12 protein-coding genes are annotated in these 15978 nt (G+C 60.7%); 7 read left to right on the plus strand and 5 right to left on the minus strand.

Annotated features, from left to right (window positions below; translation table 11 throughout):
- The first annotated feature begins 170 nt into the window (after window positions 1-170).
- A complete protein-coding gene (locus ACJ8IM_RS09855; protein WP_025305160.1) occupies window positions 171-1091 on the plus strand; it encodes a L,D-transpeptidase family protein in 921 nt (306 codons plus the stop codon).
- Between the two features lie 124 nt (window positions 1092-1215).
- Here the strand turns inward: ACJ8IM_RS09855 and ACJ8IM_RS09860 are convergent, their stop codons facing one another.
- The gene (locus tag ACJ8IM_RS09860; RefSeq protein ID WP_051917589.1) at window positions 1216-3255 is read right to left on the minus strand and encodes a TonB-dependent receptor; all 2040 of its coding nucleotides are present in this window, start codon (window positions 3253-3255) and stop codon (window positions 1216-1218) included.
- Between the two features lie 601 nt (window positions 3256-3856).
- Here ACJ8IM_RS09860 and ACJ8IM_RS09865 point away from each other — a divergent pair.
- Genes ACJ8IM_RS09865 through ACJ8IM_RS09885 form a run of 5 tightly spaced genes read left to right on the plus strand, consistent with a single transcriptional unit; the run spans window position 3857 to window position 9235 of the window.
- The gene (locus tag ACJ8IM_RS09865; RefSeq protein ID WP_004933244.1) at window positions 3857-4264 is read left to right on the plus strand and encodes an ExbD/TolR family protein; all 408 of its coding nucleotides are present in this window, start codon (window positions 3857-3859) and stop codon (window positions 4262-4264) included.
- A gap of 1 nt (window position 4265) precedes the next feature.
- The gene (locus tag ACJ8IM_RS09870; RefSeq protein WP_033636946.1) at window positions 4266-5012 is read left to right on the plus strand and encodes an energy transducer TonB family protein; all 747 of its coding nucleotides are present in this window, start codon (window positions 4266-4268) and stop codon (window positions 5010-5012) included.
- 39 nt (window positions 5013-5051) lie between these two features.
- On the plus strand, window positions 5052-7295 hold the full coding sequence (locus tag ACJ8IM_RS09875; protein ID WP_033636947.1) for a TonB-dependent receptor family protein: 2244 nt from the start codon (window positions 5052-5054) through the stop codon (window positions 7293-7295).
- Between the two features lie 46 nt (window positions 7296-7341).
- Window positions 7342-7992 (plus strand): MotA/TolQ/ExbB proton channel family protein, encoded by a 651-nt coding sequence (locus ACJ8IM_RS09880; protein ID WP_033636949.1) that lies wholly within the window; start codon window positions 7342-7344, stop codon window positions 7990-7992.
- Entirely contained in the window at window positions 7985-9235 is a 1251-nt protein-coding gene (locus ACJ8IM_RS09885) for a phospholipase D-like domain-containing protein (RefSeq protein ID WP_033652834.1), read from the plus strand. The genes ACJ8IM_RS09880 and ACJ8IM_RS09885 overlap by 8 nt, the downstream gene beginning before the upstream one ends.
- 37 nt (window positions 9236-9272) lie before the next feature.
- On the opposite strand, the gene ACJ8IM_RS09890 is transcribed toward ACJ8IM_RS09885, so the two are convergent.
- The 4 genes from ACJ8IM_RS09890 to ACJ8IM_RS09905 all read right to left on the minus strand — a co-directional run bounded on the left by ACJ8IM_RS09890 (window position 9273) and on the right by ACJ8IM_RS09905 (window position 14838).
- A complete protein-coding gene (locus tag ACJ8IM_RS09890; RefSeq protein ID WP_033652835.1) occupies window positions 9273-10382 on the minus strand; it encodes a DmpA family aminopeptidase in 1110 nt (369 codons plus the stop codon).
- A 2-nt stretch (window positions 10383-10384) separates the two neighbouring features.
- Complete coding sequence (locus tag ACJ8IM_RS09895) at window positions 10385-11761, minus strand: APC family permease (RefSeq protein ID WP_033652836.1); 1377 nt, start codon at window positions 11759-11761, stop codon at window positions 10385-10387.
- 223 nt (window positions 11762-11984) lie between these two features.
- On the minus strand, window positions 11985-13487 hold the full coding sequence (locus ACJ8IM_RS09900) for a CoA-acylating methylmalonate-semialdehyde dehydrogenase (protein WP_033652838.1): 1503 nt from the start codon (window positions 13485-13487) through the stop codon (window positions 11985-11987).
- A gap of 10 nt (window positions 13488-13497) precedes the next feature.
- The gene (locus ACJ8IM_RS09905; RefSeq protein ID WP_033652839.1) at window positions 13498-14838 is read right to left on the minus strand and encodes an aspartate aminotransferase family protein; all 1341 of its coding nucleotides are present in this window, start codon (window positions 14836-14838) and stop codon (window positions 13498-13500) included.
- A gap of 135 nt (window positions 14839-14973) precedes the next feature.
- Between ACJ8IM_RS09905 and ACJ8IM_RS09910 the strand changes: the two genes are divergently transcribed.
- Window positions 14974-15903, plus strand: coding sequence for a LysR family transcriptional regulator (locus ACJ8IM_RS09910; protein WP_033652840.1), 930 nt, complete (start codon window positions 14974-14976; stop codon window positions 15901-15903).
- Window positions 15904-15978: the final 75 nt, after the last annotated feature.

The following is a 15978-nucleotide window of genomic DNA, read 5'->3' on the forward strand; positions in this document are numbered from 1 at the left end:
ACATCGGTAATGGTTCACACTTTGATTGATGTGCACATATAATGCGCATCCGGTCAAATCCCCCCTGTTTTTCAGGCCGCAGCGCTTGGCTGCCGGCTGAAACCCATCGGGGTAAAAGTGGCCGTAGAAACCGATCCCCCTAATCGCCAGTGGCCTTGACCAACACGAAGATGAAAATGAGCATTCGCGCGTTATTAACCCTGTTTACGGCACTGGTTGCATTCAGCCAGGCTGCCTTCGCCGTCGTTTACCCGCTGCCGCCAAAAGACAGCCGTTTGGTGGGCGAAAATATCCAAATCACCGTACCGGAAGACAGCAAACTGCCGCTGGAAAGCTTCGCCGCCCAGTATCAGATGGGGCTGAGCAACATGCTGGAGGCCAACCCGGGCGTGGATCCGTTCCTGCCGAAGGCCGGCAGCACCCTGACCATCCCGCAGCAGCTGATCCTGCCGGACGCGCCGCGTGAAGGCATCATCATCAACAGCGCCGAGATGCGTCTGTACTACTACCCGAAAGGCTCCAACACCGTGGTGGTGCTGCCGATCGGTATCGGCCAGTTGGGTAAAGACACCCCGCTGAACTGGACCACCACCGTGCAGCGCAAGAAAGACGGCCCGACCTGGACGCCGACCGCCAAGATGCGCGCCGAGTACGCGGCCGACGGCGAGATCCTGCCTGCGGTGTTCCCGGCCGGCCCGGACAACCCGATGGGGCTGTATGCGCTGTATGTCGGCCGCCTGTACGCCATCCACGGCACCAACGCCAACTTCGGCATCGGCCTGCGCGTGAGCCACGGCTGCGTGCGTCTGCGCGCCGACGACATCAAGTACCTGTTCGAGAACGTGCCGGTCGGCACCCGCGTGCAGTTCATCAACGAACCGATGAAAGCCACCGTCGAACCGGACGGCTCGCGCTACGTGGAAGTGCACAACCCGCTGTCGGCCAACGAAGAGCAGCTGCAATCGAAAGATCCGGTGCCGCTGACCATCTCCGCCCCGGTCGGCAAAGTGCTGATGGACGCCGGCGTCAACCAGAGCGAAGTGGACGCGGCGATCAAGGCCCGTTCCGGTATGCCGGTGAAAGTGAACTGATCGCGGCGTAAAAGCCTCTGGCCCGTCATCACGGGTCTCGTGTCAGAGACTAAGGTCCAAACTCAGTTTGGACCTTTTTTTACATCGAATGAACCCGTTTTCGGGCTGCTGTTTCGACGGTGGACTAGAAGCGATAGGATGCGGAGAGATTTATTTGACGCGGCGAACCAGGCTGGATTTGTGCGGCGCTCGTTGCACTGAGGTAATACCTATTATCCAACACGTTTTCGGCACTTAACTGCAGATCCCAGCGTTTCCCGCCATAACCGATACGCACGTCATACCTCTGATAGCCGGGTAACGCAGTGGTGTTTTGATTGTCGGCGAAACGCTTACTTACTGCTGTTACACCGGCCTCACTGAACCAGCCTGACTTGTCTCTATAGCCTATATACAACTCACCGTTGCGCCGCGACACATTATTGGGGCGCTTGCCCTGGAATTGTTCCTCTGCTTTGAGAAACGAGGCATTTTGCAACGCCATACCGCCGCGCAGATAAAGGTTTGCTGTGAGGTTGGCGTTCATGCTCAGTTCCAAGCCATCGGTACGTTGCTGGCCCGTCAGTTGCAATATGTCTGGATTCTCCGGATCTCGGGTGCGGCGGTTATACATTTCAAGCCGGTAGAGGGAAAGCGTAGTGGTGACTTGCTGCTCCAACCAATCGCTTTTTACGCCAGTTTCAAATTGACGGGTATATTCCGGCGACAGGCGGTTATTTTTATTCTCTGGCGTTATGCCGATCAATCCGCCGCCGACGGGAGCATAGGTTTTGCTGAAAGACGTGTACAGAGCGTGTGCCGCAACGGGTTGCCATACCACGCCCAGCCTGGGGCTGATGTTGTTGTTGTTTCTGGACTCCTGAAGGTTTCTATCGTACCGATTGCTGGTGACGTGGAAGCGATCGCCGCGCAGGCTGGCGACGAGGTGCCAGTCATCTATTGCCATCTGGTTCTGCAGGTAGAATGCGCTATTTCGAACCTGATGGCGGCTGTGACTGGCCAGCAGCATATTACCGTCATGCTGTTGTCGTAATTTTTCTGGCGCGAATAGATTTTTGATAGGGAAGGGGCGATTATTGCGGTAGAGTTTTGGGTTGCGATTTTGCCAGCTTTGTTCAATGCCGATCAGAAGTTGGTGTTCGAATGCCCCAGCATGTACCAGCCCTTCGGCTTCAAGATTGCTGCTGATATTTTTGGCGTGCAGGTCTTGTTGCCATCGTGCGCGCCTGACGTTATCTCCGCTAACGCCAGTGACGTAGGTGTTATCGAACTGGCTATTGAGCGAGCTGAACATGAGCAGGTGACGCAATTGCCACTGGAGGTTCAGTTCATAATTCAGGCGCGAACGTAACGAGTGGAATCGGTCATGGATATAGTCGTTTTCGGTATCGCTGTATACACTGCCGATGGGGACGTTAGCGGGGCGACCGTTTACCGCTGGAATGCCGCGATCGGGCGTACGTTTGCTACTTTGATAATCGTATTGCAACAACCCATTAAGCCGCGGCGTGATTTTCCATAGTCCTGAAGGAGCCAGTAAGATTTTGTCGCGTGAGACGCCGTGGCGAAAGCTATTTGCCTTCTCCTGAGCGACATTAAAGCGAAAAATTGTGCTTTCATCGAGATCGTAGTTGATGTCGGCGTGCAGGCGTTTAAAACCGTATTCTCCTATTTGCGTAGTGACTTTCGAACCTTTACCTTTCTGCGGTTTCTTACTGATGCGATTAATAATTCCGCCACTGCTTCCTCGTCCATATAATACGGCGGCCGGCCCTTTCAGCACATCGATACGCTCAATATTGCTCAGATCGCGCGTATATTGCATATCATCACGAAACCCGTCCAACAGTAAGTCATTACCGGCGGAAAAACCGCGAATTTTGACGTTGTCAAAACGGGTGTCTCCACTGGCGTTAACGCCGGGAACGCCACTCAAAGCTTCGCTTAATGTTGGCTGGCCAAAGGCGGTGGCCTGGTCAACATAAACGCTGTCGACAGTTTGCGGTATCAGCTTTAATGGCGTCATGGTTCGGGTTGCGGTGGACGTTTCATTGATATGCGTACTTCTTTGCTCAATAACGAGAATGTTTTCCTCTTCTGATTTTGCTGAGTGGCAAGAAAACAATAGCGTAAGACACATGGCGATACGACGATTCCTTTTCATCTTATTTCCCTAGTGAATATATATTAATGGATTTTGCGCCAGTGCTTATATTTTATGTTTATAGGGCGTTTGTTCTTATTTAAAAATTATTGGTTGGTCTTGATTCATTTTTCTTGGTTATTAAAAGTGGTGCTCATGGGTTAATACATTGCCAGATAGGACAATAATGATTGTCTTACTCTGTTTCAACGCTGCATTTAGCGTGGTTTTTTGAATGGTACGAATATTTTGAGAAAGAAGTGTATAGAGGGGAGTCTTATTCTTTTACTCTCTGTGAAATATCCCGTTGCTCGAAGGTATAAAGGCCTGGAAGGCTCACAAGCGTTGAGGAATGGCGGCATGTCATTTTGAGGGGCGCAATGATTGTTGATGTCACTATTCTCACATTGCTCTCTCTGTTGTTGCCAAGTCAATATACCCGCCTCGCAATTATTCCAATAAAAACTATCGCTAATTAATAAGTTATATCTCTTCCGTTATCGCCTGCCATTGAAAAAATTCTCGCAAAAAATCCACACTGTGAAAATAAGATCACACAAGCGTAACAAAAGGTAAACAAACCCCTCCTATATTGGCTGCTTCGCTTTTGGGAGGGAGTGTCATGCGTAACTGGAACGAACCGAAAAAGAACAAAGCGCACATCGAACTGATCCCGATGATCGACGTGATGATGTTTTTATTGGTGTTTTTCGTCTTGATTAGCCTGAACGTCATTCCTGCGCTCGGGCTGAAAACGCAGCTGCCGTCCGCCGGCAGCGCGCAGCAACTGAAACCGCAGAAGAAAGCGATCATCACGCTGGGGGCCGACGAACAGCTGCAGCTGGATGGCCAGCCGATCGCGCTCGACGCGCTGGTCAACACGCTGAAGCAACAGCAGCAGGCCAACCAGACCACCACCATCATCGTCAACAGCGACAAGGGCGTGGCGGTCGAGCGGCTGGTGGCGGTGATGGACAACCTGCGCCAGGGCGGTTTCTTCTCCGTCTCCATCGCGACACGGAAGCTGTGACATGTATCTGCTCTATCGCTCACGTCATCTTTTCAGCTGGTTGCCGGCGCTGATTGTCGCCGGTTGCCTGCTGTTCGCCAGCCAGCAGGCGGCGCTGAAGATCCAGCCGCGCTACGACGAAACCGCCATCGAACTGGCGCTGGTGGAGCCTGAACCGGCGCCTGAACCTCAACCGGAAACGCCGCCGGAGCCCCAGCCAGAACCGCCGCCGCCCGAGCCGGAGCCGATCCCCGAACCGGTAGTGCCGGCGCCGGAACCGATCGTGGAAGCCAAGCCGGTGCCGAAACCGCAGCCGAAGCCCAAACCCAAACCGGTGAAAGAGAAAGCCAAACCGGTAGAGAAGCCTAAACCGACGCCGGCGCCCGCCGCCCCGCGCGCGCTGGTCAGCAAACCGGCGGCGCAGCCCGCACCGGCCGCCCCGGCGGCGCCGAAGGTGAATGCGCAGGCGATTGAAAACGGCTATCTGCTGGCCTTGCGCCGCGAGCTGGAACAGCGCAAGCGCTACCCAAGCGGGCGCCAGGCCTCGCTCGAGCGCCCGCAGGGCAACGTCGAAGTGTGGCTGGAGGTCGATCGCAGCGGGCGGGTGCTCTCTTCCGGCATCGCCAACAAAGCCGCCAGCATGTTGCTGAACCGCGCGGCGATGAGCAGCCTGCAAAGTATCAGTTCAGTAAAGCCGTTCCCGAGCGAGGCGTTCGCCGGGCAAACAACCAAAAGATTTACCGCGACGTTCAATTATCAGGCGCCTTAGCGCAAGGGTTAATCGTTTGATTTTTATGGGATGCACACAATGAAATCGTTTAATCGTTCTGGGATCTATCTGGCGGTGATGTCGGCGATGCTGCCGGGCGCCGCGCTGGCGGCCGACGCCACCGATGTCGGCACCATCAGCGTCAAGGGGCAGTCGCTCGGCGGCGGCATGATGGTGCAGGATGACAGCGCCAAGGCGCGCTCCACCGTCACCAAAGAAGCGATGGACAAAATGCCGTCGGCGGCCAACGCCATCGATAAGCTGAAATACACGCCGGGCCTGAACGTCAACAGCAACGACGCCAGCGGCCTGAGCGGCGTGGACTACACCATGCGCGGCATGAACTCGGATCAGATCGGCCTGTCGATGGACGGCATCCCGATCAACGACTCCGGCAACTACGCGGTATACCCGAACCTGCTGGGCGATGCGGAGAACCTGGAAGAGGTGTTCGTCACCCAAGGCTCCTCCGAAGCGGACGGCCCGCACATCGGCTCCAGCGGCGGCAACATCGGCCTGGTGACGCGCCGCCCGGCGAAAGACTTCGGCGGTTTCCTCAAGCAGACGCTGGGCAGCAATAATCTGAGCAAAACCTTTGCCCGCCTGGAGACCGGCGAATACAACGGTTTCAGCAACTGGATATCTTATTCGCACACCGAGGCGAAAAAGTGGCGCGGCGAAGGGCGTCTGTACTCCGACAAGTTCGAGATGAACTCGCTGTATGAAGACGGCAACGGCAACAGCAGCAATCTGGTGATGAAGTACAACCGCCAGAACAACACCAACTACAACACCCTGAGCAAGGCGCAGTTCCAAAACGATGGGCGTGGTACCGATTACGCCACCACGCCGGAGTACAACAGCAAAGGGCAGTTGAACAAGTATTACAAGATCGAACGCAACCCGTTCGAGAACTTCACGCTATCGTTCACCCAGAAACTGCAGCTGCGCGACGACCTGTCGCTGACCCTGCAGCCGTATTACTACTGGGGCAACGGCGGCAGTTTCAACGGCCAGACGGCGTCGGTATTGTCCAGCACGTCGGACAGGGCAGGGCAGTATGACCTCAGCAACCTGCAGTCCAACACCTATTACCGCCCGTCGTGGACCCAAACCTGGCGGCCGGGCATCACCACCAAGCTCAAGTGGGACATCAACGAGCAGCACAGCCTGGATATCGGCTACTGGTATGAGCGTGCGCGCCAGCTGCAAACCCAGCCGTTCATCAGCATCAAGGACGACGGCAACCCGGCGCAGATTTGGGGAAAACCTGGCGGCTCCGATCAGGTGAAGGACGCCAACGGCAATACGGTGCAGGGGCGCAACCAGTACACCATCACCCCGGCGCAGAAGGTGTGGTTGCAGGATACCTGGTTCGCCACGCCGGACTGGACCTTCGTCGGTGGCCTGGCCTATCAGTATGTGGAGCGCAAAGGGGACAACCGCGGCAGCCTGTACAATGTGCCGGAGAAGCGCAAAGCCACCTATCATGAATTCCTGCCGAACTTCAGCGCCAGCTATAAGGTGAACCAGGAAAACCAGGTGTTCTACAACCTGACGCGCAACATGCGCACGCCGCCCAACTACGTGCTGTACAACGTCGGCGACTCGCTCAGCACCAAGCCTGAGCTAAGCTGGAACCACGAACTGGGCTGGCGTTTCCAGCAAGAGGACATGCTGCTGAGCGCCACGCTGTTCTACATGCGCTACAGCGATCGCCAGATCTCCACCACCAACGCGGCCGGCGACTACGAGATGATGAACATCGGCAACGTGGAGAACAAAGGGCTGGAGCTGGAGTGGAGTGGTCAACTGCCGCATAACTTCAACTACTACACCTCGTATACCTACACCGAATCGAAGCAGAAGAACGACATCGTCAGCAACGGCGGGCTGCCGCTGCCGACTTCCGGCAAAGAGGTGCCGAACGTGCCGAAAAACCTGCTGAACATGACGCTGGGTTATGACGACGGGCTGTATTACGGCAGCGTCAGCGGCAAGTACGTCAGTGCGTTCTACGGCGATCTGACCAACGACGAGAAGATCGGTGGCCGCACGGTGTTCGATCTGGCGGCGGGCGTGCATCTGCCGGTGGACAAGAAAATCGTCAAAAGCGCCGCGCTGCGCTTTGGCATCAGCAACCTGTTTGACAAGGAATACCTGACCTCGGTGCGCACCACCACCTTCAACGCGGCGCCTTACGGCGGCGTGAGGGCCAGCACGCCGTATTACAACGTCGGCGAAGAACGCACCTTCAGCGTCTCGCTGGAAGCCACCTTTTAACTGAATGCCCCGCCGCCTGCCGGGCGGCGGGGAAGAGGACCCCTGTATGGACGCCAATCTGTTGCACGACATTATTTTCTACGTGATGTACGCCGCGCTGGCGATTGCGCTGGTGATCATCATCGAACGCACGCTGTACTTCGCCTACACCCAGCGCCAGGCGCGCCGGCTGGAGCAGGCGCTGACGCCGGACGTGCGCCGCGCCGCCGATCTGCCGGACGAGCTGACCCAGCGCAACAGCCTGCCGATGACGGTGATCGCGCCGGTATTGGCGCAGAAACACCGCGCCGGCGACCGTGAGGCGATCGGCGATCTGATCGACGCCCAGTACCTGCTGAGCAAGCCGCCGATGGCGCGCGGCCTGTGGCTGCTGGAAACCGTGGTCACCGCCGCGCCGCTGCTGGGGCTGCTGGGCACGGTGATGGGGATCATCGAAACCTTCAAGGCGCTGGCCGCCTCGGGGGTGTCCGAGCCGAGCCTGGTGTCGGCCGGGATGGGCACCGCGCTGTACGCCACTGGCCTCGGCATCGCCATCGCGTTGCTGTGCCTGGTGGCCAACAACTTCCTGCAGAGCCGCATGGAGCGCATCAACGAACTGCTGAAGGTGCTGCTGATCCGCGCCGGCCAACCGGCCAGCCGCCCGGAGAGCGGCAGCGGCGAACAATGGGTTGACAGCGGGGCGCCGCGCTATGCCTAATGGCCATCCAGTACGGCGGCCGCTCGGCCGCCTTTATACGGCATTGTGGGGCGGTTGTTTGTTGATGTTGAGCCAGAGCGCCGCGGCGCGTTTTGCTATTCCCGGCTATGAGCTGGTGTACACCGCACCGGTGGAAACCGCGCTGCAGGCCGACGATCTGCGCAACACCGCCGAGGTGTGGCGCGAGATGTTCGACGCGGCGAAAACCCGTATCGATCTGGGGCAGTTTTACGTGGCGAATCAGGACGGTTCGCTGCTGGACGGCGTGCTGCAGCACCTGAAGGCGGCCGGCGAACGCGGGGTGAAAATCCGCTTTTTGCTGGAAGAGAAGGGCCTTCGCATGTCTACCGCCGAGACGCTGGAACAGCTGAAAGCGATCCCCAATCTGGAGCTGCGCATCATTCCTTACCAGAAGCTGAGCGGCGGCATTCTGCACGCCAAATATCTGCTGGTGGACGGGGAGCAGGCGTTCGTCGGCAGCCAGAACTTCGACTGGCGCGCGCTGGAACACATTCACGAAACCGGGCTGCGCATCAGCGACGCCAAGGTGGTGGGGCAGATCCAGGCGATCTTCGAGCAGGACTGGCAGGCGCAGGCGCTGTTGGCGCAGGATAAGCCGGTGCCGCCGCTGCCCGATTCGCCGCCGACGGCGCAGCCGCAGGGCAACTATCTGGCGGCCAGCCCGCGCGCCTACAACCCGGCGGGGGTGATTGACTCACAGGCCGAGCTGCCGCGCCTGCTGGCCGGCGCCAAGCGGCGGGTGCGGGTGCAGGTGATGGACTACGCGCCGCTGTCGTTCGGCCCGGAACGCAGCCGCCCCTTCTATGCGGTGATCGACAACGCGCTGCGCAGCGCGGCGGCGCGCGGGGTGCAGATCGAGCTGATGGTGGCCAACTGGAACACCAAAAAGCCGGATATTGCCTGGCTGAAGAGCCTGGCGCTGGTGCCGAATGTGCAGATCAAGGTGGTGACCATTCCGCCGGCCAGCAGCGGCTTCATTCCGTTCGCCCGCGTCATCCACAGTAAGCTGATGACCATCGACGATGAGATTGCCTGGGTGGGCACCAGCAACTGGACCGGCGGCTATCTGAACAACTCGCGCAATCTGGAGCTGGTGATGCACAGCGCGGCGATGAGCGGGCGGTTGGACAAGCTGTACCAACAGCTGTGGAACAGCGTCTACGCCGAACCGTTGCGGCTGGATTACGACTACCCGCCGCCCAAGCCGGGCGGCGAGTCCTGATGGTCAGGGCGCGGTTAATCCCCGCGCCCTGTGTTTTTTAGCGCCGCCAGCCGGCCTTCTCCAGCGCCGTCACCAGCTGCTCGGCGCTCAACCCTTCCGCCCGGTGGCCGTTGCCGCTGACGGTATTGGCCGCCAGCAACGCATTCACGATCGCTTCCTCCACCGCTTCCGCCGCCGCGGCGAACAGCGCCGAAATATAGTCGTTGTTCACCATGCGCAGCGGCGTGGTGAAGGCGCCTTTATTGGCGTAGTCGGCGGGCGGCAGGCCGTCGTTGCCGGTAGCGAAGGCGATGAAAATGTCGCCGCTCGAATCCTCGGTGCCGCCGCCGGTGCGGGCGATGCCGATGCTGGCGCGCTGCGCCAGCCGCGCACACTGGTGCGGCAGCAGCGGCGCGTCGGTCGCCAGCGCCACCACGATGGAGCCCATGCCGGGATGCGGCAACTGCGGCGTGAACGGCGAGGGGAGATGCCCCAGGTGCCGGCCTACCGGATAACCGCCTACCAGCAGCGACTCGCGCTTGCCGTGGTTGGCCTGCACGATGGCGCCCACCGTCCAGCCGCCCTGATCGGCGGGCAGGCGGCGCGACGCGGTGCCGCTGCCGCCTTTGAATTCATGGCAGATCATGCCGCTGCCGCCGCCGACCGCGCCCTCCTGCGGCAAGCCGCCCCGGGCCGCCTGCTGCGCCTGGCGCACGTGCTCGGCCTTGACGTGAAAGCCGTTGATGTCGTTGAGCAGGCCGTCGAAGGTTTCCATCACCACCGGCATATTCCAATACACCGCGTTATCGCCCGCGGGCAGCGTTTCACGCTCCAGCGCGATCAGCGCATCGCGCACCACGCCCACGCTGTGGGTGTTGGTGAAGGCGATCGGGCTGGTCAGCAGGCCCGCTTCGCGCACCCATTCCAGGCCGGTGGCGTCGCCGTTGCCGTTCAGCACGTGCACCCCGGCGAAGCAGGGCGCGTGGCGCGCGGAACCGGGGCGCGGTTCGATCACCGTCACGCCGGTGCGCACGCTGCGCCCGTCAGCCAAATCGGCATGAATGCTGGCATGGCCGACGCGCACGCCGGGCACGTCGGTGATGGCGTTCAGCGGGCCGGGCGTGCCCTGTCCGATGATAATGCCCAGATCCTGAGCGCGCTGCGTCATGGTTATTCTCCTTCTATTGAGGGGGCGGCGAGGGGCGCCGGTTGGCGGCCGCGCAGATGGTTCAGCGCCAGCCCGAAGCCGATGATGCCGGCAATGATAATAAAGTCTTTCAGGCTGCTGGCGATCAAAATCGTCCACAGCACGTACAGGCAGCACAGCAGCGCCACCACCACCGGCAGCGGCCACAGCGGCATCAGGTACGGGTGGTGGAAGTGGCGGCGACGGCGGCTGATCAGCGCCGCCACCGCCATGATGATGTACACCAGCAGCAGCAGGATCACGGTGAACGAGGTCAGCGATTCGAGATCGGAGCAAAACGCCAGCAGCGCCGACGGCACGCCGAACAGCAGGGTGGCGATCCAGGGAGTGCCGAAGCGCGGGTGGATGATTTTCAGCGCCCGGTTAAACGCCGGCAGCCAGAAACCGTCACGCCCGCTGGCAAACATCATGCGGCTGAACTGCGCCACGATGGCGATGATGGCGTTGAACACCGACAGATAAATCGCGCCGCTTACCACCCGCGCCAGCGTCGGGCCGCCGAGCTGGGTGACCACATAGCCGACCGGATCGGCCTGTTTGGCCATCTCCGTCAGCGACGGCGAGCCGATCAGCAGGGCAGTGAACGGCACCAGTTCCACCAGCACCACGATGGCCAGCGTCAGCATGATCGCGATCGCCATCGGCCTGCCCTGTTCGCGCATGTCTTCCGCCATGTACACCGCCGCGCCGTAGCCGTTGTAGGAGAACAGCGCGACTCCGACCATGGCGACGATCAGCGGCAGTGACACCGGCGCCAGGCTGCCCTGCGCGTCCAGCATCACCGGCGCGGTGAGGATCTCCGTGCTCTGATGCGGGTGGCTGAAGCCGAGCCAGGCGATCAGCGCCAGCACCGCCACTTCCACCACCAGAAAGGCGCCGGTCAGCAGGGCGTTGGCCTTGATGTTGAAAATGGCGCAGATGCCGCCGACCAGCACGGTGAGCATGCCGGCGGTCGAGGCGTCGAACTGGGTGCCCAGCGCGGTGTTCAGGTAGGGCACCGCGCCGGTGGCCAGCACCGCCGGCACGAACAGCGAGGCGCTGAGGATAAACAGATAGGTCTGCAACCCGCACAGGGTGCCGAACAGGCGCTTGATGATGCTGTATTCGCCGCCTGCGCTGGGGTGTGCGGCGCCGAGTTCGGCATAGCACAGCGCGATGGCGGCGGCGACGCAGGCGGCGATCAGAAACGACAGAAAGGCGCCGCTGCCGGCGTTGGCGATCGCCAGCGGGGCGATGACGAAGATCGAACTGGCCGGCGTCACGCCGGACGCGGTGATCATCACCACGTCGAGGACGCTGAGATTGCCTTTGAAGGTGTGTTCAGGGGCGGACTCTTTCATGGGATAACGACTCCATTAACGTGTGAGTGAATTATTGTTTTGCTGCACAGGCTGTACGCAGGAATCAAATGGAGCGCGCGGAAAATCCCCTGCGCCTTTCAAGCCGCAGCGTTGTTGGCCGCAGATCATTCGCACCAGTCACTTACTTAAGTAAGCTCCTGGAGACGAATGACTTTGCCGCCTGGCTGCAACTTGAAATTCGTTGGGGATAAGTTTGTTATTTTTATCCCGACGGGAAGCTGAAGCTGGCGCGCCGGGCATCGCCGGAGGACGGCCAGCGCTGGGTCACGGTCTTGCGTTTGGTGTAGAACCTGACGGCGTCCGGGCCGTAGGCGTGCAGATCGCCGAACAGCGAGCGCTTCCAGCCGCCGAACGAGTGGTAGGCCACCGGCACCGGCAGCGCCACGTTGATCCCCACCATGCCGACCTGAATGCGGCTGGAGAAGTAGCGCGCCGCCTCGCCGTCGCGGGTGAACAGACAGGTGCCGTTGCCGTATTCGTGGGCGTCGATCAAGGCCATCGCCTCCGGCAGCGACGCCGCGCGCACCACGCCGAGCACCGGGCCGAAGATCTCCTCCTGATAGATGCGCATGCCGGGCGTCACGCGATCGAACAGCGTCGGGCCGAGGAAATAGCCCTGGCTGGGGCGGCCGTCCGCGCCGGTCACGCGCAGTTCGCGGCCGTCCACCAGCAGCTCGGCGCCTTCGGCCACGCCCTGATCGATATAGCCTTTCACCTTCTGATAATGCTGTTGGGTCACCAGCGGCCCCATGTCGTTGCGGTTGTCGCTGCCGGGGCCGACGCGCATGGCGGCCATCTGTTGCCGCAGCCCGGCGATCAGCGCTTCGGCGGTGCCGTCGCCCACCGCCACCACCAGCGGGATGGCCATGCAGCGCTGGCCGCAGGAGCCGAAGGCGGCGCCCATCAGCGCGCCGACCGCGCCGGGGATATCGGCGTCCGGCAGCACCACCGCGTGGTTCTTGGCGCCGCCCAACGCCTGCACCCGTTTGTTCTGCGCGCAGCCGGTGTGGTAGATGTGTTCCGCCACCGGCGTCGAACCGACGAAGCTGATCGCTTTGACGCGCCCGTCATGCAGCAGCGTCTCCACCGCTTCGCGATCGCCGTTGACCACGTTGAGCACCCCCGGCGGCAGCCCGGCTTCCGCCGCCAGCCGTGCGATATACAGCGCGGCGGAAGGCACGCGCTCGGAAGGCTTCAGCACGAAAGTGTTGCCGCACGCCACCGCCATCGGCCACATCCACAGCGGCACCATCGCCGGGAAGTTGAACGGCGTGATGCCCGCCACCACCCCCAGCGGTTGAAACTCGCTCCAGCTGTCGATGCCCGGGCCGGCCTCTTTGCTGTGTTCGCCCTTCAGCAGTTCCGGCACATAGCCGGCGTATTCGATATTCTCGATGCCGCGCTGCAGTTCGCCCAGGGCATCGCTGAGCACCTTGCCGTGCTCGGCGGTGATCAGTTGGCAGATGGCATCGGCGTGCTGCTCCAGCAGATCCTTGAGCTTCATCATGATGCGCGCGCGCTTCAGCGGCGGGGTGTCGCGCCAGGCGGGATAGGCCTGTTCGGCGGCGGCGATGGCGCGCTCCACCGTGGCGCGGTCGGCCAACTGCACCTCCTGCGCCGATTGGCCGGTGGCCGGGTCGTAAACCGGCTGGCTGCGTTCACCGCCGGCGGCGGGCTCGCCGTTGATCCAATGGGTAATGGTCATGGTTCTCTCCTTATTCGGTGGCGTTGAGGGCGTCGCCGACGGCGTTAATCAGCGCATCGATCTGCGCTTCGCTGCTGATGAACGGCGGCGCCAGCTGCAGGGTGTCGCCGCCGTAGCGCACGTAAAATCCGCTTTCCCAGCAGCGCATCGCCGCCTCGAAGGGGCGCCGCGCCGGTTCGCCCGGCCGCGCTGCCAGCGTAATGCCGGCCGCCAGGCCGATGTTGCGAATGTCGGCGACGTGTTTGGCTCCCTGCAGGCTGTGTACCGCGCGCTCGAAATAGGGCGCCAGCGCTTGTACGCGCTCCACCATCTGTTCGCGCTGCAGGATGTCCAGCGTCGCCAGCGCGACCGCGCAGCTGACCGGGTGGGCGGAGTAGGTGTAGCCGTGCGGGAATTCGAGCTGGTAGTCCGGCTCGCCGCCGTTCATGAAGGTGTGGTAAATCTCCGGCCGCACCACCACTGCGCCCATCGGTTGCGCGCCGTTGGTCACCTGTTTGGCGATGTTCATGATGTCCGGCGTGACGCCGAACGCCTCGGCGCCGGTCATCGCGCCGCAGCGGCCGAAGGCGGTGATCACTTCGTCGAAGATCAGCAGGATGTCATGCTGGGTACAGATTTCGCGCAGGCGCTGCAGGTAGCCGACCGGCGGCACGATCACCCCGGCGGAGCCGGAGAAGGGTTCGACGATCACCGCGGCGATCGTTGAGGCGTCGCGCAGCGCGATGATGCGGTTGAGCTCTTCCGCCAGCTCCGCCCCCTGTTGCGGCATGCCGCGCGAAAAGGCGTTGCTGGCCAGCAGGGTATGCGGCAGGTGGTCCGCCTCGGCGCCGGCGCCGAACGTTTTGCGGTTGCCGGCGATGCCGCCGACCGAGATGCCGCCGAAGTTAACGCCGTGATAGCCCTTTTCCCGGCCGATAAAGCAGGTTTTGCCCGCCTGGCCTTTGGCGCGCCAGTACGCGCGCGCCATTTTCAGCGAGGTGTCCGCCGCTTCCGAGCCGGAGCCGGTGAAGAACACGTAATCCAGCCCTGCCGGCGTCAGTGCCTTGATCTTGTTGGCCAGTTCGAACGACAGCGGGTGGCCGAACTGAAACGCCGGCGAGTAATCCAGCGTCGCCAGCTGGCGCTGGGCGGCATCGGTGATTTCCTGCCGGCCGTGCCCCAATCCGCAGCACCATAATCCGGACAGGCCGTCGAAAATCTTTCTGCCGTCATGGCTGGTGTAATACGCCCCCGCGGCCTGAGTAATGATGCGCGGCTGCGCTTTAAAATTACGGTTGCCGGTAAAAGGCATCCAATGGGCCTCTAACCCTTCGGCATCGAGACTATTTAGCGGGTGATTTTCAGCGGCCATGTTTTCCTCCGAACAGGAAAATAAGAGCGATTAATGAAATAAACCGAGTTGTTAACGAATTGTTGTGCGAAATTGACTATGTACCGCTTGTTCTCTACTGTGAATAATCATATGTCGAAACTTACTTAAGGTTTTATGCAAGTAAAAAAGCGCGCGCTGTTAGGGCAATTGTCGGATATGGATCTGCGTTTGCTGCGGGTATTCAAGGCCGTGGTCGACTGCGGCGGCATGAGCGCCGCCGAACTGGAGCTGAACATCAGCCTGTCGACCATCAGCAAGCACATCAAGGATCTGGAACAGCGGCTGGGTCTGACGCTGTGTCAGCGCGGGCGCGAGGGCTTTGCGGTCACCGACGAGGGGCTGTTGATCTACCAGGAAACGGTCAACCTGCTGGCGGCCACCGAGGCGTTCCGGCGCGGGGTGGACGAGGTACACCAGCGCCTGGGCGGGCAGCTGCACGTGGCGATATTCGACCATACGGTCAGCAATCCGCAGGCGCAGATCGGCCGGGCCATCGCGTTATTCAGCGAGCGTGCGCCGGAGGTTTCTTTGCAAATGTACGTGGAGCCGATTAATACCATTGAACGCGGCGTAATTGACGGGCAATTTCAGGTTGGCGTTATTCCCATGCACCGCAGCGCGGAAAGTTTATCTTATCATTCGTTATTCAGTGAGAGGATGTTCTTATATTGCGGCGCGCAGCATGAATTATTTTCCGCCCCTCATGAAACATTAAATTGGGATCTGCTGCACAATTATGCCTTCGCTGGATTAGGCTACCATTCGCCGAATATGGAACTGAGCCTGCAGCAACATTTGCATCGCAAGGCGACGGGGTTCGCGCAGGAGTCGATCGCCACGCTGATCCTCTCCGGCAAATACGTCGGCTTTTTGCCGGATCACTACGCGGCGTTTTTCGTGGCGCAGAATATGATGCGGGCGATCAAACCGGCGCTGTTCCGCTATCACTGCGAATACTCCAGCGTGCTGCGCCGCTCGCCGGTGCCGCAGCGGGTGGTGAAGCTGTTCCATGAGTGCCTGCTGGCGGCCCACGGAACAGCGTGACGCTTACTGCTCTTTCTTCTTGCCGAAGATTTTGATCAGCGCGCCGACCAGGATGCCGACCGCGATGCCGGCGAA

This window comes from Serratia sp. CY33525, assembly GCF_052169115.1.
In the GTDB taxonomy this organism is placed as follows: Bacteria; Pseudomonadota; Gammaproteobacteria; order Enterobacterales; family Enterobacteriaceae; genus Serratia; species Serratia sarumanii.

Coding starts and splice junctions, on each gene's coding strand:
- ACJ8IM_RS09875 (WP_033636947.1), top strand. CDS start 5,052: ATGAAATCGTTTAATCGTTCTGGGATCTATCTGGCGGTGATGTCGGCG.
- ACJ8IM_RS09860 (WP_051917589.1), bottom strand. CDS start 3,255: ATGAAAAGGAATCGTCGTATCGCCATGTGTCTTACGCTATTGTTTTCT.
- ACJ8IM_RS09905 (WP_033652839.1), bottom strand. CDS start 14,838: ATGGCCGCTGAAAATCACCCGCTAAATAGTCTCGATGCCGAAGGGTTA.
- ACJ8IM_RS09890 (WP_033652835.1), bottom strand. CDS start 10,382: ATGACGCAGCGCGCTCAGGATCTGGGCATTATCATCGGACAGGGCACG.
- ACJ8IM_RS09855 (WP_025305160.1), top strand. CDS start 171: ATGAAAATGAGCATTCGCGCGTTATTAACCCTGTTTACGGCACTGGTT.
- ACJ8IM_RS09910 (WP_033652840.1), top strand. CDS start 14,974: ATGCAAGTAAAAAAGCGCGCGCTGTTAGGGCAATTGTCGGATATGGAT.
- ACJ8IM_RS09880 (WP_033636949.1), top strand. CDS start 7,342: ATGGACGCCAATCTGTTGCACGACATTATTTTCTACGTGATGTACGCC.
- ACJ8IM_RS09865 (WP_004933244.1), top strand. CDS start 3,857: ATGCGTAACTGGAACGAACCGAAAAAGAACAAAGCGCACATCGAACTG.
- ACJ8IM_RS09895 (WP_033652836.1), bottom strand. CDS start 11,761: ATGAAAGAGTCCGCCCCTGAACACACCTTCAAAGGCAATCTCAGCGTC.
- ACJ8IM_RS09885 (WP_033652834.1), top strand. CDS start 7,985: ATGCCTAATGGCCATCCAGTACGGCGGCCGCTCGGCCGCCTTTATACG.
- ACJ8IM_RS09870 (WP_033636946.1), top strand. CDS start 4,266: ATGTATCTGCTCTATCGCTCACGTCATCTTTTCAGCTGGTTGCCGGCG.
- ACJ8IM_RS09900 (WP_033652838.1), bottom strand. CDS start 13,487: ATGACCATTACCCATTGGATCAACGGCGAGCCCGCCGCCGGCGGTGAA.